Here is a 4,339-nt window from a genome sequence, read left to right on the forward strand (position 1 = left end):
GCCCAGGACCTCAACAACCTGGCGCTGCTGGTGGGCGGCCCGGTGGATGAACACCTGCCGTCACGCCCGCTGGCCGATGACCTGGTGGCGCGCGTGCCCGCCGGCTTGCCGTCCGACCTGCTGCAACGGCGCCCGGACATCCTCCAGGCCGAGTACCAGTTGCAGGCCGCCAACGCGAATATCGGCGCGGCGCGCGCGGCGTTCTTCCCGTCGGTGACCCTCACGGCCAACGCAGGCAGCGCCAGCACCGAGCTGTCGGGGCTGTTCAAGGGCGGTTCGGGCACCTGGACCTTCCAGCCGCAAATCAACCTGCCGATCTTCAATGCCGGCAGCCTGCGCGCCAGCCTGGACTACGCCAGGCTGCAAAAAGACATCGGCGTGGCCCAGTACGAAAAATCGATCCAGACCGCCTTCCAGGAAGTCGCCGACGGCCTGGCCGCGCGCCAGACCTATACCGACCAGCTCAACGCACAACGGGATTTCGTCGCCGCCAACCAGGCGTATTACGACCTCGCCCAGCACCGCTACCGCAGTGGCGTGGACAGCAACCTGACGTTCCTTGACGCCCAGCGTTCACTGTTCAGCGCACAGCAGGCGCTGATCGTGGACCGGCTGGCGCAACTGGTGGCGGAGGTGAATTTGTATACGGCGCTGGGTGGCGCGTGGCAGCAAGCGCCGGCACTGGCGGCGCGGCGCTGAGGGCTCCCCTGGGTTTTACTGATAAGGAATCAGCCGATCACGGTCGAGGTCGCGCATCAGGTCACCGAGCATTTCACTCTCGCTGCGCGGTTCGGCCATCGGGATGTACCAGGTGGTCGCCGTCCAACCGCCGCGCTTGTAGGCGTAGGTTTTCAGCAACTGGCCGTCCTTGTACAGCGAGCCGTGCAACTGGCGCTCGTAGGTGTAGGGGATCGGCACGGTCAGCAGCGTCAGCGCGCCGAGCACCGCCGGCACAAACCCAGCGCCTTTGCCGCCGTTCTGGTCGACCAGCAGGCTGTAGCCGGTCTTGCTGAAGCCGCCATCGAGGAAACTGAAGGCACCGGTGTCACGCAACAGCTGGATGACCTCACGCTGCTTTTGCTGATCGAAGCGCGACGCGGGCGGCGGCATGGTCACGCTCATCGGCACATAGGCGCGCTCGGCCTTGTAATCCAGGGGTTTGAGGGCGGTGCTGCAGCCACTGAGCAACAGCACAGCGGTGAATAGAATGCCTCTGATCATTGCGCGCTCTCCACCGGCAGCAGGCCGTCTTTTTGTACGTCCTGGGCAAAGGCACGGGCGATCCGGTTGACGTTAACCAGCTCCATCGCACCTGGGCCGTCCAGCAGCCAGCTGTATTTCTGGGTCACGTTGCGGTAGCTGTATTGCTTCAATGGCTTGCCGTCGTGCTGCAGCGAAAACTCGGTGGTGGTGTCGATGCTGATCGACAAGGGCAGCAGAAACAGGGTGGCCGCACTCAGCAGCACCACGGGAAAAGGTGGCACGTCGCGCTGGCTGTTGTAGCGGATCAGCACCGTGTAATCGCCTGGTTTGCCGATACCGGTTTCCACGCTGCGAAACACTCCGGTTTCGCGCAGCTGGTTACGGATCTGCGCGGCGTTGAGCGGGTCATCGACCATCACATGGATCGGCTGCAGGTACGCCTTGCCATCGGGCAAGGTGCGCTCAGGCAGGGTATGGGTGGTGGCACAGCCGGTCAGCAGCGCCAGGGCGCCGAGGGCAATAAAGCGGTTCATGGACGTGTCTCGTCAAGGGTGTTCTGGCTCGCACTGCCAGGCAGCGGCGCGATGATATAGGGAGCGGCGCTGCGGTAATCCAGCGGCAGCAGTTGCAAGGCCGGCAAGCCCGCAACGGACTGCCGCGCGAGCGGTTCGTCACGGCCCTGCTGGTCGCGCCAACGGAAAGCGCACAGCGAAGCGCCGAGGCACAGCGAGCGGAATTCCCCCAGGTAATAGGCCTTGCCGGCTTGCAGGCGCAGCGGCAGGTTGAATTTCTCGCGCGCCTGGATCGAGGTGTAGGTGGTGCCCAGGGTGGGTGAGTAGTTGCTGGAGAAGAACTGGAAATCGTAGAACTCATAATCCCCAGGCTTGAGCGGCAGCACGAACACGCTGGCGGCGCCGTCCTGCTCCTGCACATCCTGAGGCGTTGCACGCCCGGCGCCGACCCATACGCCGGCCGCTCCGTACTCGGAGCCGCGCTTGCGAAACAACAGGCGCTGATTCGGTGCAGGCGACGCGGCGAGGCTTTGCGGGCCGATCGAGCCGACCAGATAAGCCACCGGATCCTGGGGCCCCGGTTGCAACGGCTGGCTGACCAGCGATGCGGGCTGGGTACCGCAACCGGCCAAGGCTGCCGCCATCAAGAACAAGGCCAAAGGCCTGGAAAAGCAAGACATGTCGAATCCTGAACGCTGGCAAAAAAGGAGTTGCGAGCGACACAGGACACACACGCGATGCCATCCTGGCGCTGCACCTCACGTCACTGTGAGGCGCGCGCATGGTACGGCAGGGATACACCGTTTGACCACCGCGAGCAGGCTTGCCACAAAAAAGCCTGCTCGCCACAGGAGGCTTTGTTGTCACAGGCGCAAACTACCAACTTCCCATAGCCAGACTGTGCGGCGAAAACTCCGCGAATTGCCAGCTCAGCGCCAATGCTGCAGGGCGGCGTACCAGGTGTTCCACGGTGACTGTCCACAAGCGCTGCGCGCCGTCGAACCGGGCCACCTCAGGCCCGTCGAGGATCAGCCGCGTACGCCCGGCAACCTGCAGCACGTCGCCGGTTTCAAAATCGATAAACAGCAACCCCGCCACCGGGTTCACTTGCAGGTTGCCCAGGGTGTTGAAGAACAGGTTGCCGGCAAAGTCCGGAATGGTCAGCACGTTGCCCTCTACCCGCACAAAACCTCGATTGCCGCCGCGATGGGAAACGTCCACCGAGCGCTCGCCGCCCAGGTCTACGTAGCTGGCGACGAAGAACGTGTCGGCATTGCCGATCATCGCTTGTGCGGCCGCGTCCAGGCCGTCGAGGCGCTCGACCTGCGTGCCGGGTTTACGGGCGATCCCTTGCACCGGCCGCAGTTGGATGTATTTCGGGCAGTTGCCGTAGGTGTGCACCACGTCGACCGCAAACCCGTGGGGGTCCAGGCTACCGATGTGGCCGTTCATGCGGTTGCGTCGACGGGTGTTGAGGTCGATGCCGAGCACACCGACGGCAGCACCGCTGTGGAAGGCCGCACGCGCAGGATCGCCGGCGCACGGCAGGCTGTCGATTTGCAAAGTCTGCGGGTCCGGCGAGTGGGCAAACCCGGGGGCACCTTCGAGCAGGGTCGCCCAGGGAATCCCCTGCGCGTCCACTGCGCCCAGCAGCAGGTACGGCAACAACGGGTAGAAATCCCGATGCTGTTCCGGCAGGTGATCGCGGATCACCTTGGGCCCGACCATGGCCATGCGCTCGGCGACACCTACCGCTGCTTGCAAGCGTCGTTCACCGACATGCCAGGGGGACTGTTCGATCTGGTTCATGGTGACCACCTCTCGTGAGTTGCCCCAATGCTGCGCCGCGTCGATCAACAGGAGAATGCCCACGCCAGGCAATCCACTATTACGCCAACTGAAATGCCGGATGCTCACGCAGCGCCGCCACACAGTGGTCGACAAAACTGCGCACGCGCATCGGGGCGTTGCGACCCTCGCGGTACACCACGTGCACCGGCAAGGGCGGCAGCTCATACCCCGCCAACACGCGGCGCAACTGGCCGCTGCGCAGGTGTTCGTGCACGGGGTAACTCAAGCAGCGAATCAGCCCCGCGTCATGCACGGCTGCATTAATCGCGCCTTGCACGGTAGCGCAACTCAAGCGTGCGCGAGCCTTTACCCGGCAGCCTTGGAAACCCCAATCGACCTGGCCCGCACTGGCAATCAGGCGATGTTGCTTGAGGTCATCCGGGTGCCGAGGCGCGTCTTGGGCAGCCAGGTACCCGGGGCTGGCGCAGAGGATATGTCGCACATGGCCCACCGGCCGTGCGATCAGCGCCGAGCTGGGCAGTTCGCCGACCAGGATCGCCACGTCCAGCCCCTCTTCGTGCAGGTTGGGGTAGTAGTCATGGTAGTGCGCCTCCAGCCGCACCTCGGGGTAGCGGTCCAGGTAATCGGCCAGGACCGGCGCCATCACATAACCGCTGAACAGAAACGGCAAGAACACCCGCAGCTTGCCCTGGGCCTGCACATGCAAGCCCTTGGCCGAGGCTTCGGCCGCGGCCACCGCAGCCAGCAGGCGCATGCAGTCAGCCAGGAAAGTGTGGCCGGCGTCGGTCAGGCTCACGCCCCGCGTACTGCGC

At 64.5% G+C, this 4,339-nt stretch carries 6 protein-coding genes; 1 reads left to right on the top strand and 5 read right to left on the bottom strand.

Annotated features, from left to right (window positions below):
- Positions 1–699, top strand: a 699-nt coding sequence (locus WBR57_RS14350; RefSeq protein WP_424084378.1) for an efflux transporter outer membrane subunit, incomplete at its 5' end; no start/stop codon positions are given.
- Positions 700–714: 15 nt separating this feature from the next.
- Here the strand turns inward: WBR57_RS14350 and WBR57_RS14355 are convergent.
- From WBR57_RS14355 to WBR57_RS14375, 5 genes are all read right to left on the bottom strand, one after another.
- Positions 715–1,221 (bottom strand): hypothetical protein, encoded by a 507-nt coding sequence (locus tag WBR57_RS14355; protein ID WP_424084379.1) that lies wholly within the window; start codon positions 1,219–1,221, stop codon positions 715–717.
- Positions 1,218–1,736 (bottom strand): hypothetical protein, encoded by a 519-nt coding sequence (locus WBR57_RS14360; protein ID WP_424084380.1) that lies wholly within the window; start codon positions 1,734–1,736, stop codon positions 1,218–1,220. The genes WBR57_RS14355 and WBR57_RS14360 overlap by 4 nt, the downstream gene beginning before the upstream one ends.
- The gene (locus WBR57_RS14365) at positions 1,733–2,395 is read right to left on the bottom strand and encodes a hypothetical protein (RefSeq protein WP_424084381.1); all 663 of its coding nucleotides are present in this window, start codon (positions 2,393–2,395) and stop codon (positions 1,733–1,735) included. Before WBR57_RS14365 ends, WBR57_RS14360 begins: the two co-directional genes overlap by 4 nt.
- Before the next feature lie 196 nt (positions 2,396–2,591).
- A complete protein-coding gene (locus WBR57_RS14370; RefSeq protein ID WP_424084383.1) occupies positions 2,592–3,524 on the bottom strand; it encodes a pyridoxamine 5'-phosphate oxidase family protein in 933 nt (310 codons plus the stop codon).
- A 79-nt stretch (positions 3,525–3,603) separates the two neighbouring features.
- A partial coding sequence (locus WBR57_RS14375; RefSeq protein WP_424084382.1) for a LysR substrate-binding domain-containing protein occupies positions 3,604–4,339 on the bottom strand: 736 nt, incomplete at its 5' end.

It is taken from the genome of Pseudomonas sp., from assembly GCF_049590575.1.
GTDB lineage: Bacteria > Pseudomonadota > Gammaproteobacteria > Pseudomonadales > Pseudomonadaceae > Aquipseudomonas.